Raw genomic sequence first — 15,608 nt, forward strand, 5'->3', positions numbered from 1 at the left:
TGCCGACCCGCGCCCATGGTTGATTGCCGGGGTATTACATTTGCTTGTCGAACACCACATGGCCTTGTTGTACATCCACGACAATGGTGTCTTTGGCCATGAATCGCCCTGACAGGATCTCCTTCGCCAAGCGGTTCTCAATTTCAGCTTGGATGGCCCGTTTCAGTGGCCGTGCGCCATAAACCGGGTCAAATCCAGCTTCCCCGATCAGATCCAAGGCTGCATCCGTGACCACCAGATGCATCTCCATCGCATTCAGGCGCTTGGTCAGGCTGGCCAGCTGGATTTTGGCGATCGAGCGGATATGGGCATTGCCCAGTGCATGGAAGACCACGACTTCATCAATACGGTTGATGAATTCAGGGCGGAAATAGGTCTTTACTTCAGCCATCACCGCCAGCTTGATGACCTGATAATCATCCCCCGCCATGGCCTGGATGTGCTGGCTGCCCAGGTTGGAGGTCATCACGATCACCGTGTTCTTGAAATCGACGGTGCGGCCCTGCCCATCTGTCAGCCGGCCATCATCCAAGACCTGCAGCAGCACGTTGAACACATCCGGGTGGGCTTTCTCCACCTCATCCAGCAGAATGACGCTATAGGGCTTGCGGCGCACCGCTTCGGTCAGATAGCCCCCCTCGTCATATCCGACATAGCCGGGAGGGGCGCCGATCAGCCGTGATACGGAATGCTTTTCCATGAATTCGCTCATGTCGATACGGATCAGATGCTCCTCCGAATCGAACAGAAAACTGGCCAGGGTCTTGCATAGTTCTGTCTTACCGACACCGGTCGGCCCCAGGAACAGGAACGAGCCATATGGTTTGTTCGGGTCGGACAGACCGGAACGCGAGCGGCGGATTGCGTCCGACACCAACCGGACGGCTTCATCCTGCCCCACCACGCGCTGGTGCAGCACGGCTTCCATCTGCAGCAGTTTCTCGCGTTCACCTTGCATCATCTTGCTGACAGGAATGCCGGTGGCGCGGCTGACCACTTCCGCGATCTCTTCGGCACCCACCTGGGTGCGTAACAGTCTGGGTTTGCTCTGCGCGGCGCCTTCACTGGCCTCGGCCTGTTTCAGTTGTGCTTCCAGCTTGGGCAGATCGCCGTATTGGATTTCCGACATCTTCTGCCAATCACCTTTGCGCTTGGCGTCCTCCATGGTGCTTTTCAGCTTGTCGATCTGTTCTCGGATGGCCTGGCTGCCCAGCACCTGCGATTTTTCAGCCTTCCAGACCTCTTCCAGATCTGCATACTCTTTTTCCAGGCGGGTGATTTCCTCCTCCAGAAGCGACAAGCGTTTCTGTGAGGCTTCATCTTTTTCCTTTTTCACCGCCTCGCGTTCGATTTTCAGCTGGATCAGGCGACGATCGAGTTTGTCCATCACCTCTGGCTTGGAATCGATCTCCATCTTGATGCGTGCTGCCGCCTCATCGATCAGGTCGATCGCCTTGTCAGGCAGAAAGCGATCGGTGATGTAGCGATGGCTCAACTCAGCAGCAGCGACGATGGCGGGGTCGGTGATCTCCACTCCGTGGTGGATCTCATATTTCTCCTGCAGGCCGCGCAGGATGGCAATGGTGTCCTCCACCGAGGGCTCATCCACCAACACTTTCTGGAAACGCCGTTCCAGCGCTGCGTCTTTCTCGATGTATTTGCGGTATTCATCCAGGGTGGTGGCACCCACACAGTGCAGCTCACCGCGTGCCAGAGCAGGCTTCAGCATGTTGCCGGCATCCATGGCGCCCTCTGCCTTGCCCGCGCCGACCATGGTGTGAATCTCGTCGATGAACACGATGGTATTGCCTTCGTCCTTGGCCAGATCGGTCAACACCGCTTTCAGGCGCTCTTCGAATTCGCCCCGGTATTTCGCGCCAGCCAGCAAAGCAGCCAGATCCAGCACCAACACGCGTTTGTGCTTCAAGGACTCCGGCACCTCGCCGTTGACGATCCGTTGCGCCAGACCCTCGACAATGGCAGTCTTGCCCACGCCAGGCTCACCGATCAGCACGGGGTTGTTCTTGGTGCGGCGTTGCAACACCTGGATCGCCCGGCGGATTTCATCATCTCGACCAATGACTGGATCGAGCTTGCCTTGGCGGGCTCGCTCGGTCAGGTCCAGGCAATACTTTTTCAACGCCTCGCGCTGGCCTTCCGCATCTTGGCTGCCTACGTTCTGCCCGCCGCGCACCGCGTCGATGGCTGCCTCCAGCGCCTGTTTGTTGCCGCCATGCTCTTTCAGCAGGCGGCTGGTGTCGGTTTTCTCATCCAACAAGGCCAGCAGGAACAATTCACTGGCGATGAATTGGTCGCCTCGTTTCATGGCATGCTTGTCGGTCAGATTGAGCAGGTTGCCCAGCTCGCGGGAGACGCTGATCTCGCCACCTGTACCTTGTACTTGTGGCAGGCGCTTGATGGCCGCATCCAGCGCGGTTTTCAGCGGTGGCAGGTTGACACCGGCGCGGGACAACAACGAGCCGATGCCTCCCTCGCTGTCGTTGAGCATGGACAGCAGCAGGTGTGGGGCCTCGATGTAGCTGTTGTCGTTGGCCAGCGCCATGCTTTGGGCATCGGACAACGCCTGCTGGAATTTGGTGGTGAGTTTGTCGAAACGCATGAAGCTCTCCTATGGCGACCATCGTCGCATGATTTCATGCTGGCAAAGATGGGGTGGGTGTGGCTGCTTTCAAGGCGTCGGGTTTGACAAATGTCAATTCATCTTGCTGTCGTATCCCGTGCAAGCCGGTGGGCAAAACGCTATGCTGATGGCGATGAACGGAAAATGATGAGACATGATTCCACAAACCGTACCAGCAAAGGATCGTATCCAGTTCTCGCATGCAAATGGCTTTCCGGCTGGCAGTTATCGTCAGCTGTTCGCTGCGTTGGCAGATCGATTCGACATCGATCATATCGACACCATCGGCCATGATCCCCGATATCCAGTAACGGAGGGCTGGCCACACCTGGTCACGGAATTGATCCACGATATCGAGCGCCATTCGGCATATCCGGTGATTGGCGTCGGGCACTCGCTGGGGGGCTTTCTGACCTACCTGACGGCCATTCAGCGTCCTGATCTGTTCAGGGTCATCATCCTGCTGGATTCACCCATCATGGGGCGCCTGAAATCCGCTGCAGTTGGTCTTTCCAAGCGGTTGGGCATGATGGAGCACATCACCCCGGCGGGTGTCTGCAAGCATCGGCGCGCACAATGGCCGTCAAAAGCAGACGCCGTCCGTTATTTCCAGGGTAAGCCACTGTTCGCCAAGGTCGATCCACAATGCCTCGCGGACTATGTTGAGCATGGCACCATCGAGGTGGGGCAGGGGGTCAGGCTGAGGTTCGACCCTCGGATCGAGTACCAGATTTATTGCAGCCTACCACACCGATATCCGGAAACCCGAGGTCGCCTGCGCGTTCCGGCTGCTTTCATCGGCGGGGCGCACTCCAATGTGGTGGATCGTAGCGACATCGCCAACATGCGTCGCCACCATGGTATGGAGTGCAGGCAAATCCAGGGCGGGCACCTGTTCCCCCTGGAGTACCCGGCCCAGACGGCCAACATGATCCATGAGCTGGTGTTGGCGCTGGGTTGACCCTTGCCCCTTGCCCCGTGCGCAGGTGTCCTGCTGCGCACGGTCTGTCTGACTGCAAGCGGGCTTATCGGGATGCCGCTGGCACGTTAGCACCCGCTGGTTCGCTGCCTTCACCTTGCATTCCCGGTGCTGGTGCTGAGGGGGTATCTGTGCTTGCTGATGGTGGGAGAGGCTTGGTTGGAATCAGCAAGAACAACGCCATGACACAAATGATCGGCAACAGCCAGAAGTCGTGGTCAGCACTGCGCACAAACCAGGACTTTTTCGGGAGCTTGGTCATGGTTTGATCGGGCGATGCCCCTGCCTGCAAGGTTTCCAGTCGCGCTTGGCGTGTGGCGATGGAGTGATTCTCACAGGAGAGGATGCGGAGGAGGCCCGCCAGCAGGGTGCCACCCAACACGCCCAACAGGATCTGCCAAGTGGCGCTATCCGCCCAGCCCCAGAAATAGAGCGTGCCGAACCACCCCAGCAGGGCAATGAGGAAAGGCAGCATCGCACGAAAGTCCTGAGACTTGCGGGTTGAATCCTCTGGTAATGGGTCGCCCACATGCTTTTGACCACGATGACCGTCGATCCACACTCGGTAGGCTTTGTTCTGGTAGGTAAATGTCACTCGGGCCACGGGTGCCAGGTATTTGTATACATCTGGGTTGTCCAGCAGGCTCGTGGTCCACCGCCAATCGCGCTGTTTGTCACCCTGGGCATATTGCCGGATTGAGTTGGAGATATCCGTATCGAGGTCGAATTTGCTCGGGTCTATAGCAACCTGGGCGGGAGTCAACCTGCAAGGCTCCACCTGATACTGGCTGGCAAGTGGGCCGGAATAGGAGGTCATGTCTGCGTCCGAGGTGGTGACGAGATCCATCATCTCACCGGTCAGCATCGTGCCGGCGTAACAGTATTTGCGAAAGTGTCCCCGGTGCGTGCCGGATGCAGGGTGCCAGTCCGTGATCTCACGTTGTCGGGTAACTGCTTTCTGGCCGTTGCTATGCGGGTCTTTTTTCCACTCTGTATATTCCTCCGAGCGGGTATAGCCAAACGATGCAGACCAGCGAGCTTCATATTCACCTGACAGCAAATATAAAGGAACGTAGATCAGATCGACGGAGCTGATGACTGCCTGTGTCACCAGATCATCCACGGTGTATTCACCTGTCACCATATATTGACGGGCCGCCTGCTCGGCTGCTGCCGCATCGATCCCAAAGAGTTGGATACCATCTGGCTGGAAGGCAACCCAGTTGTCTTGCTGTGTCGATGAATCAAGCACGCTGGCCTGGGTATGTTGCCGGGTTGGCGGAGTGGGCATGGATGAGCTGGAAATGGAATCGAAGGGAGGCGTGGTCGCAGCCTGCGCCATTTCTGCGGCAGCTGGGGTGGCGTTGCCCTCCGGGCAGAGCGAATCTGCGCTGACGGATGGGGTGGTTAGCGGCAGGATCTGGCTGATCAGGCCGACCTCGAACATGGCTGCCTGGTAGTGCTGGGCCTGCTCCAGGCTGATCTGTTCGGCAATTTTCCAGCTGGGGTACGCCAAATATTGCTCGATGTCGGCAGGTGGCAGCTCGAACAGGTCAACAAGTCGTTGTTTGGCGGTAGATAAAGATGCACCGGATTGAAGCCCGACAATCGTCAATTGATACATGACATCCCTGTTTATGGTGGGGCGCTGAATGATCAATGGGGGAATTCAAATATTTGCTCCACCTACGTCGATCATCAGCATATGAAAAAGGCACTGACCTAGATGCTATAACCCGCTACCACATTGGCATGCGAGGGCGTGGTAGGGCTGGTCATATGCATTCGCCTGTGATCATATTTTCAATCGATAGAAACAGGCAATACCCCTGTGGTATGGGTTTTCATGCTGCATTCAGATTTCACTGCATGTCATTCAGGCGAAATATTGCCGACTGAGCACACCTGACATGACATCATGTCAGTGGAGGCTTGGTGTGGATGGGGCGGGCAGCGGCGTGCTGTCGGTTGAAATGGTCTACTCAAGCGTTGGGTGGTCACATAAAAAAAGGCCCATTTTCATGGGCCCAATACGGCTTGTGGGAATGGAGTGGGCGCTGCTGACGGGCCATTAAAGCCATATTCAGCAGCGCCGGGATGTCAGTCCTTCGTGTCGTCTTGCCACGAAAACGCAGCCCGTTTGACATGGCACAGCAGCTCATAGGAGATGGTTCCGGCGCGTTTGGCAATGGCATCCACCGGCACCTGCTCACCCCATAGCTCAACCGGCGTGCCAACCTGCGCATCTGGTAAATCGGTCAGATCGATGGTCAACATGTCCATCGACACGCGGCCCACCAAGCGTGTCAAACGGCCATTGACGGCAATCGGCGTACCCGTGCCTGCAAGACGGGGGTAGCCATCTGCATAGCCACAGGCCACAACCCCGACCCGCATCGGTTTGTCGGTCACGAAACTGCCGCCGTAGCCAATCGCCTCACCGCTTTCCAGCTGACGTGTGCTGATGATCTGGCTCTCAAAGCGCATGACCGGTCGTAACCCCAGCTCGACGGCAGAGCGCTCTGCGAAGGGCGATGAGCCATACAGCATGATGCCTGCCCGGCCCCAGCTGCGATGGGCGCGGGGGTGGGCCAGGATGCCCGCCGAATTGCTCAGGCTGCTTTCGCCTGATTCGCCACGTGTGGCTTGGTCAAAGCATTCGGTCTGTTGCTGGGTGGTGCTTTCTTCTGGCTCATCGGCGCGAGAAAAGTGGCTCATCCAGTTCAGGCTGGCCAGCTTGCCGGTTGCTTGCAGCCGTTCGGCCATGGACTTGGCTTCGGCAGGGGCGATGCCCAGCCGGTGCATGCCGCTGTCGATCTTCAACCAGACATGGACAGGGGCCGCCACTGTATGGTGCTCCAGCATGGCCACCTGCTCTGGGGTCGCTACCGCAAACCACAGCCGGTGTTCACACACCAGTGCCAGCTCGCTGGCTTCAAACAAGCCTTCCAACAACAGGATAGGGAGCTGGATGCCCGCTGCGCGCAATTCCAGCGCTTCCTCGATACAGGCTACGCCAAAGGCATCTGCCTCGCCCTGCAGGGCCTTGGCGCACGCAACGGCGCCGTGCCCGTAGGCATCGGCTTTGATGACGGCAAAGACCTTGCCACCATGCAGTCGCTTGGCGACTTGATAGTTATGGCGCAAGGCAGCCAGATCAATGATGACGCGTGCTGGCCTCATGCCTTGCCCTCGTAAGCCGTGGCGGGCTGCAGGGTTTGTGGTCTGGATTGGGGGGGATGTTGATAGCGATCCATGGCAAGGCCATCCGGGCTGATCTCTGGGGTTTTACCAGTGATCAGGTCGGCAAGCAATCGGCCTGAGCCGCAGGCCATCGTCCAACCCAATGTGCCATGGCCGGTATTGAGCGACAGATTGGCATAGGGTGTTGCGCCGATCATGGGTGTGCCATCGGGCGTCATGGGGCGCAGGCCTGTCCAGAAGGTGGCTGCGGCGATATCGCCCCCGCCAGGGAACAGATCATTCACCACCATTTCCAACGTGGCCCGGCGTTTCGGATTCAGGCTCAGATCGTAACCAGACAGCTCGGCCATGCCACCCACCCGGATGCGGTTGTCGAAGCGAGTCAAGGCGATCTTGTAGGTTTCGTCCAGAATGGTCGAGACTGGAGTTTTATCGCCATCGACGACTGGAATGGTCAAGGAGTAGCCTTTGACGGGGTAGACCGGCAGATCCATGCCCAGTTGACGCATCAAGAGCGGGGTGTAGCTGCCCATGGCGGCCACATAGTGATCGGCGGTGATGGTGTCGTGGCCAATGCGGATGCCGGTGATCTTACGGCCATCGCTCAGTAGTTCATCGATCGAGGTGTTCCAGCGGAACTTCACCCCCAATTGCTCGGCCATGGCCGCCAGCTGCACGGTAAACAGTTGGCAGTCACCGGTTTCATCATTGGGCAGGCGCAGGCCGCCGGCAATCTTCTCACGCACCGCTTTCAGGGCGGGCTCGGCAGATGCGCATCCATCGCGGTCCAGCACCTCGAAGGGAACACCGCATTCCTTCAGGACGGCGATGTCTTTGGCCGCGCCATCCACCTGTTCCTGGGTGCGGAAGATCTGCAAAGTACCCTGGCTGCGGCCTTCGTATTCGATGCCGGTTTCGGCCCGCAATGTGCGTGTGACATCGCGGCTGTACTCCGCCAGGCGCATCATGCGGCCTTTGTTGACGTGGTAACGGGCCTCGTTGCAGTTGGCGAACATCTGTGCGATCCACTTCAGCTGATGCAAGGTGCCGTCAGGGCGAATCGCCAGTGGGGCATGCTTTTGGAACAGCCATTTCACGGCTTTGGCGGGGATGCCAGGCGCGGCCCAGGGAGCGGCGTAGCCGGGTGAGATCTGGCCGGCATTGGCGAAGCTGGTTTCCAGTGCAGGGCCAGGCTGGCGGTCTATCAGGGTGACATCACAACCAGCACGGGCCAGATAATATGCACTGGTGACCCCGATCACGCCACCACCCAGAATCAATACCTTCATCGTTTACTCCATCCACAAGTCTATTCAGATTCGGCGCTTGCCAAGAGACAAACAGAGGCCGGGCACGAATGCCCGGCCTCTGGACAATGCCACGTCTGTCGCTTCAAAACAGCCTGATATCGTTGATCATGACAGTTTTTCAGGTGCTCAGTTATGTTGCGTAGTATATTGATGAATGGGTAGCAATATTCACCATTATTTAACTTAAAATATGGATTTATTCCTGTCTTGTCGTGTTTTTACCGGAAAAAATGAAAACAACATCTGTCAATCCGAAAGCGTTGGATCGTATCGACCGTAAAATTCTGCGCATCTTGCAAAAAGAGGGGCGTATCGCGGTGACGGACTTGGCGGAACGAGTTGGGTTGTCCACCACGCCGTGTAGCGAGCGGGTCAAGCGGTTGGAGCGAGATGGCGTGATCATGGGCTACTACGCCCGGCTCAATCCAGCAGCCATGGGTGCGTCATTGCTGGTATTCGTGGAGCTGCGCTTGTCGAGTAAATCGGACGAGATCTTTGAGGCTTTCCGGCGCGAGGTGCTGAAGCTGCCCGAGATCATGGAGTGTCATCTGGTGTCAGGGGACTTTGACTATCTGATCAAAGCCCGCATCGCTGATATGTCGCTCTATCGTAAGCTGCTGGGGGACATCCTGCTGCGCCTGCCAGGCGCGACCGAGTCCCGCAGCTATGTGGTGATGGAGGAAGTGAAGGAGGGGCTGGAGTTGTCGATCAAGGACTGAGCGCCCCCCTGTGCTTGTCTTGTTGTGTCAGATGACGAGCGGTGGGTCGTCGAGCGTAGCCAGCTGCTCACGCAAGGTCAGGATGTGTTCCTCCCAATAGCGCTGGCTGTTGAACCACGGGAAGGCGTTGGGGAAAGCCGGGTCGTCCCAGCGCTGAGCCAGCCAGCTGGCGTAGTGCATGATGCGTAAGGTGCGTAGCGGCTCGATCAACCACAGCTCGCGCTCGTCCAGTTCATGGAATGCGCTGTATTCATCCACGATCACGCCCAGCTGGCGCTGCTGGCTATGTCGGTCGCCCGACAGCAGCATCCACAGGTCTTGAATGGCTGGCCCCATGCGGGCATCGTCGAAATCCACAAAGTGTGGCCCGGCATCTGTCCACAACAAATTGCCAGGGTGACAATCGCCGTGCAGGCGGATGGGCTGGTAGTCGCCCGCCAATGTCCATCTTGCCTGCAGCTTCTCGATCAATTGCTCGGCCAGTGCCTGATAGGCAGGGCGCAGCTCGACAGGGATGAAATCGTGCTCCAGCAGAAACCGGCTGGGCAAGATGGCGAATTGCTCGATGTTCAGTGTCGGGCGGTGCTGAAAACTTGCACATGCACCCAGGGCGTGGATGCGCCCCATGAAACGGCCAATCCATTCCAACGTGGTGTCGTCATCCAGCTCAGGCGTGCGCCCTGACCGTCTTGGAAACACTGCAAAGCGGAAACCTGCGTGCTGAAACAGCGAAATGCCTGCCACGGTCAGCGGCGCGATGACGGGGATTTCCGCCTCGGCCAATGCGCTGGAAAAAGCATGCTCTTCCAGAATGGCCTCGTCAGACCAGCGTGCGGGTCGGTAGAACTTCGCGATCAGCGGCGGGCCGTCTTCCTGGCCCACTTGGTAGACGCGGTTTTCATAGCTGTTCAAGGCCAACAGCCGCCCATCGCAGCGATGGCCGGTGGCGTCGATGGCATCGAGCATGACATCAGGGGTCAGCTCGGCATAGGGGGGTGCGGTATTCATACCTGACATTGTACCCGCGATGTCAATGGTGACTGGAAAGGCGGTAGTTTCTTGGGTACACGGTCATGGGGCAGCCTGAAATATTGGGGCAAGCCATGTTTGAACAGGGGGGCGTCTTCGCCCGCTATGAGTGGCGCAAGATAACGTCGGCCTGCTTCGCTGAGATGCAGGCCCGAGGCAGAGATGAATTCACGGGGGACAAAGCGATCCCCTTGGATGATGTCGTCCAGCGGCACGCCGACAATGTCCCACCGATATGGCACATCACTCAGGCGGCGAATGGCTGGCATCAACCCGTGACGGCCATCCAGGGCCATGGCAACGGCTGCTTCGCCCACTGCATAGGCTTGAGCAACATCGGTCGCGGAGGCAAGATGGCGTGCAGCGCGTTGTAGATAATCCGCCACCGCCCAATGGCATTTGTAACCCAGCTGCTGGGTCACCATATGGGCCAATAGCGGGGCGACGCCACCCAGTTGCCGGTCGCCTGCAGCATCTTTCTGGCCGGTTGCGTGCAGGGTGTTGCCGGTTTGATCGCGCAACCCCTCCGCCACCGCAATGGCGCAATAGCCGACACGTTCGACGGTTTCTTTCACTTGGTGCAGGAACTGTGTTTCATCGAATGGAATCTCGGGGAACAGCAACAGATGCGGCCCATCATTGGGGTGTTCGGTCGCGAGGCCGCATGCCCCCACCAGCCAGCCCGCATAACGGCCCATGGTTTCTAGGATGAACACCTTGCTGGAGGTATGGGACATGGAGGCCAGGTCGATACTGGCCTCTCGTATCGAGGTGGCGACGTACTTGGCTGCCGAGCCAAACCCAGGTGAGCAATCGGTGTGGAGCAGATCGTTGTCGATGGTCTTGGGCACATGCACCGCCACAATGGGGTAGCCCAGCCGACGAGAGGCTTGGGCAATGGCCTGACAGGCATGCGCCGAGCCGCCTCCGCCGTTATAGAAGAAATAAGCAATGTCATGTGCGGCAAACACATCGATCAGCCGTTGGTATTCGCGCGGGTCGTCTGCCAGATCATGCAATACATGCCGACATGCCCCAAAAGCGGCGGCAGGTGTGGCTTTCAGCAGCTCAAGTGTGGCATCGTCAAACGGGCTGGTGTCGATCAGGTTCTCATTCAGTGCGCCCAATACCCCAAAATGTGCGCCGAATACAGTGTCGATCTGGCCGCTACGCCGACAGGCGCGGATGACTCCGGCAGCGGAGGCGTTGATCACGGCACTGGGGCCGCCGGCTTGGGCATACAAGGCGTTCTTCATAGGCTGGGCTCGCTCGTTTGGCTGCTGACCATCACAGCATGCCAGTTGGCAAGGGGCTTGGGAAGGGAAGGATGCAGATGATTCAGCCTGGATCAAACGGGGCCGTTCAGGATCGCATCCAGCGCCTCATCGGTCGGGGTCAGTTGATGGATTTCCACGCATGGCGTGGCATCTGGCCGGGCCTGATGGTGGCGATTCAGCCACACGGGGCGGATACCGGCCCGGTGCGCGCCGATCACATCATTCGGCCAGCTGTCACCCACCATCACTGCCTGCTCAGGTTTGCAGTGATGGCGGTGCAGGGCGTAGTGAAAGATATCTGGCTCGGGTTTGCCTGCGCCCACCATATCGACAGTGATCAATTGATCGATCAGATTGGCGATCTGTAAATGGGCCAGCTTGTCGATCTGCTCGTTGAGCATATTGTTGGTGACGATGCCAATCTGAATGCCCTGTGCCCTGAGTGCTTCCAGCAGACTACGTGCGCCATCGATGAGCCGACGGTTTTCCAGGAAGACGGATCGCTGGCGCGCAGCCAATTGCGCGGGGGTGTGTGGCAGGTCCAGCCCGAAGTGGGCCAGCAGCTGCTCGAATCGGATCTCGCGCACTTGGCCCAGGCTGAGTCTGCCCAGCACCATGTGCTGATGATGCAGGCGGTCCATCAGCTCCAGATGCACAGAGGCAAAGTCATCAAATGGAATATCGGAGGGGGCAATATATTCCTGAAACACTGTTTTGAGCGCAACGTTGGTGGCGTGGTGGTGGTCGAACAGGGTGTCATCCAGATCAAACAAGGCAACTGCAATTGGCATCAAACGCGCTTTCTGATGAAGAGAATGAATCTTTGGGCGTGGGGCTTGAGTAGGGCAAACATCAAAAGGCGACACTGAAGATGGCAAGTCTGGATGGAAAATGGCATGCCATCCAGTGGTATCTTCAGGCTGTCGCCGGCTTCTCGGTCGCATCCAGTCAGTCAGACGAATGCCAGCTCCTCGGCGGTAGCCGTGGTGGTGGTGCGATCAGGGTAGGTCAGCCATTTCATGGTGATATTGAGATCATTCACCATGCTGGCGGCTTCGATCATCTGCCCCTGGCCCATGTCGATAGCGGAGGTAGTGTGCGCATCTTGGACGATGGTGAGGTTGTAACCTTTATCCAGCGCTGCATAGGCCGTTGCACGAATGCACCAATTGGTCTGTGCGCCTGCCAGGATGATGTGGTCTGCACCCAGTGCTGCAAGGTGTGCTGCCAGATCAGTTTCTTCGAACGAGGAGGGGAAGCGTTTGTTGATACGTGTCTCCTCGGACAAAGGCTGTAACTCTGCCACCAGCTGCCACTGGGGCGAGCCGAGTGGGAGCTCTTCACTGTCATGCTGCACCCAGATCACCGGCACCCCATTTTCGCGCGCACGCTCGACAGCTCGAACCACATTGCCGATGATACGGGCCGCATCCCAACACACAGCCATGACCCCAACCTGAACATCGACTACAAGGAGTACAGATTGTTTACGGGTACGAAGCGGATTCATATGTAAAGCTCCTGTCGTTGCATTGAATGGGCCCGATGCCGGTGGAACGGGCTGAAAGCGGGGCGCATACCGCGATACAAATGAAAACGCCCTGACTGGCAGGGCGTTTTCGGCAGGTTGCTGTCAAGCACCCAGTGCGTTGAAGACGGCATCCCGGATGGACTCGACCTGTCCAACCCCGGCCACCTTCACATATTTTGGCGCATCGGCTGCGCCACTTGCCGCAATCTGCGAGTAATAGCCAACCAGCACCTCCGTCTGCTCGTGATAGACAGCCAGACGTTTCTTGACCGTTTCTTCCTGATCATCATCGCGTTGTACCAAGGGCTCGCCAGTCACATCATCCAGACCTTCTGTTTTAGGAGGATTGAATTTGACATGATAGGTACGGCCTGAGGGCATGTGCACGCGGCGGCCACTCACACGCTCGATGATAGCGCTGTCGGGTACATCGATCTCGACCACGTAATCCAACGCCACACCTGCCTCACGCATTGCATCTGCCTGGGGAATGGTGCGGGGGAAACCGTCGAACAGAAAGCCATTGGCGCAATCGGCTTGCGCAATCCGCTCCTTGACCAGCCCGATGATGATGTCGTCACGCACCAGACCACCTGCATCCATGATCTGTTTGGCTTCCAGCCCGAGGGGCGTGCCCGCTTTGACCGCCGCGCGCAGCATGTCACCAGTGGAGATTTGTGGAATGCCGAATTTTTCGCAGATGAACTTGGCCTGCGTGCCTTTGCCTGCTCCCGGAGCGCCCAAAAGAATGAGTTTCATGTGCTTCCCTTAATTTTATGCCGGACGGTGATCCGCCCTCTCTCTTCAGAATCCATCGGGTTCTGCTTGCCGCCATCGCCACCCGGTGCAGATTCCAGACCTTTCACTATGCAGTGTTCCAACGCAGACCAGGCAGCTTGGAACCAACCGATCACGCCACTGCCAACGCAGCGCGCACCCGCTCCAGATCTTCTGGCGTATCGACACCAGCAGCAGGCGGGTGATCGGAAACATGGACACTGATCTTGTGACCATGCCACATCACGCGCAGCTGTTCCAGCGCCTCGAATTGCTCAATGGCACAGACAGCCAGCGAGCGATAGGTGCGCAGAAAGTGAGCGCGATACGCATAGATGCCAATGTGCCGAAAGACCGGTAGGTCAGTCGGCAGCGCTTCGCGGTTTTGGGCGAAAGCATCCCGTGCGTACGGGATCGGGGCGCGGCTGAAATACAGCGCATCGCCTTGGTGATCAAGTACGACCTTGACCACATTCGGGTTGAACATCTGGGCGGCATCGATCCCCAGTGGGTGGCACGCGGTGGCCACCGTGGCATGGGGGTGTGCAGCCAGCTGTTCGGCAACGGCATTGATCAACCGTGGGTCGATCAAGGGCTCATCGCCTTGCACATTGACGACGATGGTATCGTCTTCCAACGCAAGCATATCCACCACTTCTGCCAATCGGTCGGTGCCTGAAGCATGGTGTGGTGATGTCATCAAAACAGACCATCCTGCCGCCATACACACCTCAGCGACACCTTCATGATCAGTAGCGATGTGAATGGCTTGGGCAGCAGATTGGGCTGCTTGTTCCGCAACTCTCACGATCATCGGCTTGCCGTGAATATCCGCCAGGGGTTTGCCTGGCAAGCGGGAGGATGCAAATCGTGCGGGAATGACGGTAATGAAATCGGTCATGCAGGTTACGCCATCACACTTCTTCTTCAGCGGGCAATTGGCGCGCTTCTTCTTCCAGCATGACGGGGATGCCATCTTTGATCGGGAAGGCCAGGCGATCTGCTTTGCAAATCAACTCCTGCTCTGTCTTTTTGTAGACGAGCGGGCCTTTGCAGATGGGGCAGACCAGAATTTCAAGCAACTTTGCATCCATGCAGATTCCTCAGTTTTTCCGCCATGAAATCAGCCAGGTCAGGCTCAATTGTGGCAGACACGGGTAACGTCCAGATTCTAACATCTTTTGCGCCGCAACATTTAACCGCATCTTTTTCAGTCATGATGATGATGTCGGCCTCTGGCAATGCAAGATCTTGCGCACTGAACCGGTGATGATCCGGAAAGGGGTGGCAGGTGGGTGCCAGCCCCATTGCCTGCAGCGTATCAAAAAAACGCTGTGGATTGCCAATTCCCGCGACCGCAGCAACACGCTTACCGGTGAAAAAATCCGCCTGTGCCTGATGAGCCGGGTTGGTCAGTTGTTGGAAGGTCTGTCCGGCCAGTTTCATTCTGAAAACAGGGCTTTGGGTTGCATGGGGGAGTGGGCCGGCACCATTCAGGACAATGGCGCTGACCTCTTTCAGCCGCCTCGGGGGCTCTCGTAAAGGGCCAGCTGGCAACAGTAGCCCATTGCCAAACCCTCGCGCCGTGTCAATGACACATAATTCGATATCCCGCTGCAGCCGATAATGTTGTAGCCCATCATCACACAGGATGACATTGCAAGTGGGGTACAGCTGCAATAAATGCTGCGCTGCGGCAACGCGATCAGCACCCACCACAATGGGGCATGGGCAATGTCGAGCCATCAAAACCGGTTCGTCCCCGACAATCAGGGTGTCCGAGTCGGATTGAACTAAGCAAGGCTGATCTGCTTGGCCGCCATAACCCCGGCTGACGATACCTGGTTGAAAACCCATTTTACTCAGTGCATTGGCCAAATGAATGGTCAGTGGGGTTTTACCAGCACCGCCTACGCTTATATTGCCAATGATCACCACCGGGACTGGCATTTTTGTCGATTTGAGTAAACCGATTTTGAACAGTCCTTTTCGAATGCTGGCGACACCACCAAACAAGAGCGTCAGTGGAAACAGTGGGGTGGCCAGTATCGACGATCTGTACCAAAGGGTATCAATTAACGACATGGGGATCATTCATGTAATCAGTAAGATGGGCTGAGAAAGTCAAAGCAGCCCATCAT

14 protein-coding genes are annotated in these 15,608 nt (G+C 57.5%); 2 read left to right on the forward strand and 12 right to left on the reverse strand.

Going from position 1 to position 15,608, the window contains the following annotated elements; translation table 11 throughout:
- Positions 1 to 34: 34 nt before the first annotated feature.
- Complete coding sequence (gene clpB / locus HNQ59_RS08215) at positions 35 to 2,620, reverse strand: ATP-dependent chaperone ClpB (RefSeq protein WP_184037613.1); 2,586 nt, start codon at positions 2,618 to 2,620, stop codon at positions 35 to 37.
- Positions 2,621 to 2,795: 175 nt separating this feature from the next.
- On the opposite strand from clpB, the gene HNQ59_RS08220 reads away from it, so the two are divergent.
- Positions 2,796 to 3,602 carry an alpha/beta fold hydrolase gene (locus HNQ59_RS08220; protein WP_184037615.1) on the forward strand — a complete coding sequence of 269 codons (807 nt, stop codon included), beginning with the start codon at positions 2,796 to 2,798 and terminating at the stop codon, positions 3,600 to 3,602.
- A gap of 64 nt (positions 3,603 to 3,666) precedes the next feature.
- Here HNQ59_RS08220 and HNQ59_RS08225 read toward each other — a convergent pair whose 3' ends face one another.
- The 3 genes from HNQ59_RS08225 to HNQ59_RS08235 all read right to left on the reverse strand — a co-directional run bounded on the left by HNQ59_RS08225 (position 3,667) and on the right by HNQ59_RS08235 (position 8,113).
- A complete protein-coding gene (locus tag HNQ59_RS08225) occupies positions 3,667 to 5,244 on the reverse strand; it encodes a hypothetical protein (RefSeq protein ID WP_184037617.1) in 1,578 nt (525 codons plus the stop codon).
- Positions 5,245 to 5,720: 476 nt separating this feature from the next.
- Positions 5,721 to 6,803, reverse strand: a complete 1,083-nt coding sequence (gene alr / locus HNQ59_RS08230; protein WP_184037620.1) for an alanine racemase — start codon at positions 6,801 to 6,803, stop codon at positions 5,721 to 5,723.
- Positions 6,800 to 8,113 carry a D-amino acid dehydrogenase gene (locus HNQ59_RS08235; protein WP_184037623.1) on the reverse strand — a complete coding sequence of 438 codons (1,314 nt, stop codon included), beginning with the start codon at positions 8,111 to 8,113 and terminating at the stop codon, positions 6,800 to 6,802. Before HNQ59_RS08235 ends, alr begins: the two co-directional genes overlap by 4 nt.
- A 251-nt stretch (positions 8,114 to 8,364) precedes the next feature.
- On the opposite strand from HNQ59_RS08235, the gene HNQ59_RS08240 reads away from it, so the two are divergent.
- Positions 8,365 to 8,853: a winged helix-turn-helix transcriptional regulator gene (locus tag HNQ59_RS08240; protein WP_184037626.1), complete on the forward strand. Its 489-nt coding sequence runs from the start codon at positions 8,365 to 8,367 to the stop codon at positions 8,851 to 8,853.
- 27 nt (positions 8,854 to 8,880) lie between these two features.
- Here HNQ59_RS08240 and HNQ59_RS08245 read toward each other — a convergent pair whose 3' ends face one another.
- The 8 genes from HNQ59_RS08245 to lpxK form a co-directional block, all read right to left on the reverse strand.
- The gene (locus HNQ59_RS08245) at positions 8,881 to 9,861 is read right to left on the reverse strand and encodes a serine/threonine protein kinase (RefSeq protein WP_184037629.1); all 981 of its coding nucleotides are present in this window, start codon (positions 9,859 to 9,861) and stop codon (positions 8,881 to 8,883) included.
- On the reverse strand, positions 9,858 to 11,138 hold the full coding sequence (locus HNQ59_RS08250; protein WP_184037632.1) for a 6-phosphofructokinase: 1,281 nt from the start codon (positions 11,136 to 11,138) through the stop codon (positions 9,858 to 9,860). Before HNQ59_RS08250 ends, HNQ59_RS08245 begins: the two co-directional genes overlap by 4 nt.
- 92 nt (positions 11,139 to 11,230) lie before the next feature.
- Complete coding sequence (locus HNQ59_RS08255) at positions 11,231 to 11,950, reverse strand: HAD family hydrolase (protein WP_184037635.1); 720 nt, start codon at positions 11,948 to 11,950, stop codon at positions 11,231 to 11,233.
- A gap of 161 nt (positions 11,951 to 12,111) precedes the next feature.
- Positions 12,112 to 12,669, reverse strand: coding sequence for an isochorismatase family protein (locus HNQ59_RS08260; protein ID WP_184037638.1), 558 nt, complete (start codon positions 12,667 to 12,669; stop codon positions 12,112 to 12,114).
- A 123-nt stretch (positions 12,670 to 12,792) separates the two neighbouring features.
- Complete coding sequence (gene adk / locus HNQ59_RS08265) at positions 12,793 to 13,449, reverse strand: adenylate kinase (protein ID WP_184037640.1); 657 nt, start codon at positions 13,447 to 13,449, stop codon at positions 12,793 to 12,795.
- 151 nt (positions 13,450 to 13,600) lie between these two features.
- Positions 13,601 to 14,368 carry a 3-deoxy-manno-octulosonate cytidylyltransferase gene (gene kdsB / locus HNQ59_RS08270; protein WP_184037644.1) on the reverse strand — a complete coding sequence of 256 codons (768 nt, stop codon included), beginning with the start codon at positions 14,366 to 14,368 and terminating at the stop codon, positions 13,601 to 13,603.
- Positions 14,369 to 14,381: 13 nt separating this feature from the next.
- Entirely contained in the window at positions 14,382 to 14,561 is a 180-nt protein-coding gene (locus tag HNQ59_RS08275; protein WP_184037647.1) for a Trm112 family protein, read from the reverse strand.
- On the reverse strand, positions 14,542 to 15,552 hold the full coding sequence (gene lpxK, locus HNQ59_RS08280) for a tetraacyldisaccharide 4'-kinase (RefSeq protein ID WP_184037650.1): 1,011 nt from the start codon (positions 15,550 to 15,552) through the stop codon (positions 14,542 to 14,544). The genes HNQ59_RS08275 and lpxK overlap by 20 nt, the downstream gene beginning before the upstream one ends.
- Positions 15,553 to 15,608: the final 56 nt, after the last annotated feature.

Source organism: Chitinivorax tropicus (assembly GCF_014202905.1).
GTDB lineage: Bacteria > Pseudomonadota > Gammaproteobacteria > Burkholderiales > SCOH01 > Chitinivorax > Chitinivorax tropicus.

Excerpts from the sequence above, each read along its gene's own strand:
- HNQ59_RS08220 (WP_184037615.1), top strand. The coding sequence starts at position 2,796 with ATGATTCCACAAACCGTACCAGCAAAGGATCGTATCCAGTTCTCGCAT.
- HNQ59_RS08275 (WP_184037647.1), bottom strand. The coding sequence starts at position 14,561 with ATGGATGCAAAGTTGCTTGAAATTCTGGTCTGCCCCATCTGCAAAGGC.
- lpxK (WP_184037650.1), bottom strand. The coding sequence starts at position 15,552 with ATGTCGTTAATTGATACCCTTTGGTACAGATCGTCGATACTGGCCACC.
- HNQ59_RS08260 (WP_184037638.1), bottom strand. The coding sequence starts at position 12,669 with ATGAATCCGCTTCGTACCCGTAAACAATCTGTACTCCTTGTAGTCGAT.
- HNQ59_RS08225 (WP_184037617.1), bottom strand. The coding sequence starts at position 5,244 with ATGTATCAATTGACGATTGTCGGGCTTCAATCCGGTGCATCTTTATCT.
- HNQ59_RS08245 (WP_184037629.1), bottom strand. The coding sequence starts at position 9,861 with ATGAATACCGCACCCCCCTATGCCGAGCTGACCCCTGATGTCATGCTC.
- alr (WP_184037620.1), bottom strand. The coding sequence starts at position 6,803 with ATGAGGCCAGCACGCGTCATCATTGATCTGGCTGCCTTGCGCCATAAC.
- kdsB (WP_184037644.1), bottom strand. The coding sequence starts at position 14,368 with ATGACCGATTTCATTACCGTCATTCCCGCACGATTTGCATCCTCCCGC.
- HNQ59_RS08255 (WP_184037635.1), bottom strand. The coding sequence starts at position 11,950 with ATGCCAATTGCAGTTGCCTTGTTTGATCTGGATGACACCCTGTTCGAC.
- HNQ59_RS08240 (WP_184037626.1), top strand. The coding sequence starts at position 8,365 with ATGAAAACAACATCTGTCAATCCGAAAGCGTTGGATCGTATCGACCGT.
- adk (WP_184037640.1), bottom strand. The coding sequence starts at position 13,449 with ATGAAACTCATTCTTTTGGGCGCTCCGGGAGCAGGCAAAGGCACGCAG.
- HNQ59_RS08235 (WP_184037623.1), bottom strand. The coding sequence starts at position 8,113 with ATGAAGGTATTGATTCTGGGTGGTGGCGTGATCGGGGTCACCAGTGCA.
- HNQ59_RS08250 (WP_184037632.1), bottom strand. The coding sequence starts at position 11,138 with ATGAAGAACGCCTTGTATGCCCAAGCCGGCGGCCCCAGTGCCGTGATC.
- clpB (WP_184037613.1), bottom strand. The coding sequence starts at position 2,620 with ATGCGTTTCGACAAACTCACCACCAAATTCCAGCAGGCGTTGTCCGAT.